Raw genomic sequence first — 975 nt, 5'->3', positions numbered from 1 at the left:
ATCGCGGTCGGGATGATCCACTTGCTCAGCGGCACGTAGTCGAGCAGTTCTCCGGCATGAAGTGGTTCGTCGCCACGACCCGGATGCCGCGGTCGTGTGCCTCGCGGGCGACACCGCGTCCGACCACGATGTGGGACTGGATGTGGACCACGTCGGGCCGGACGGCGTCGAAGATCGGCGCGGTGAGCTTCCGGACGCTCCACGGCCAGACGAACCGGAGCCACGCGTGGGTCGGCCACTTGTAGGACTTCAGGCGGTGCACGACGAGTTGCACGCCGCGGTGCTCCTCCTCGAAGCTGCCGTGGTGCCTGGAGAAGGCCGGGGCGACGACGTGGACCTCGTGGCCGCGCTCGGCGAGGCCGACCGCGAGCTGTTCGGCGAAGGTCGCGGCGCCGTTGACGTCCGGCGGGAAGGTGTCCGCGGCGATGAGGACCCGCAGCGGTCGGCGTTCGCCCGTCGCACCCGTCGACGAGGCGGTGGCGGTGGTGGCATCTGCTGACACGTGGGGTGATGTCCTCTCGTGGGCGGTGTCCGGTCGGACTGGAACGCTACCGCACACGCTCCGCGTCGGGCGTCCGCCTCGCGGCTGAGGAACCGGCGGCTCAGGAGCGCGACTGCGGGTGGTGCTTGGCGAGGAGGAACACCCCGGTGATCGCGATCGCCGCCGCCACGACGAAGCCGAGCACCGCCCCGACCGGCGCGCCCGTGGCCTCGTCGAGGACGATCACGCCGATGCCGACCGCGACGATCGGGTCGATCACGGTGAGCCCGGCGATGACGAGGTCGGCCGAGCCGCTCGAGTAGGCGTTCTGCACGAAGTACCCGCCGAGCGACGCCGCGACGACCACGCCGACGATCGCCACGACGGTCAGCCAGTCGAACGTCCCGTTGAGCAGGCGGTTCAGCACGACCTTCGCGAGCGTCGCGACGAAGCCGTAGAGCACCCCGGCCCCGACGATGTAGTACAGCGCGTGC

At 70.7% G+C, this 975-nt stretch carries 1 protein-coding gene and 1 pseudogene; both read right to left on the bottom strand.

Annotation, left to right across the window (positions count from 1 at the left end; translation table 11 throughout):
• Positions 1-25 precede the first annotated feature (25 nt).
• The gene (locus tag I59_RS16745; RefSeq protein WP_022904856.1) at positions 26-502 is read right to left on the bottom strand and encodes a glycosyltransferase; all 477 of its coding nucleotides are present in this window, start codon (positions 500-502) and stop codon (positions 26-28) included.
• A gap of 100 nt (positions 503-602) precedes the next feature.
• Positions 603-975 (bottom strand): annotated as a pseudogene (locus I59_RS20315) (multidrug DMT transporter permease); the annotation flags it as partial.

This window comes from Curtobacterium sp. B8, assembly GCF_000333315.1.
GTDB classification, from domain to species: domain Bacteria; phylum Actinomycetota; class Actinomycetes; order Actinomycetales; family Microbacteriaceae; genus Curtobacterium; species Curtobacterium luteum.
Note: the sequence above shows the minus strand (reverse complement) of the source record. Positions and strands in the feature narration are given on the sequence as shown.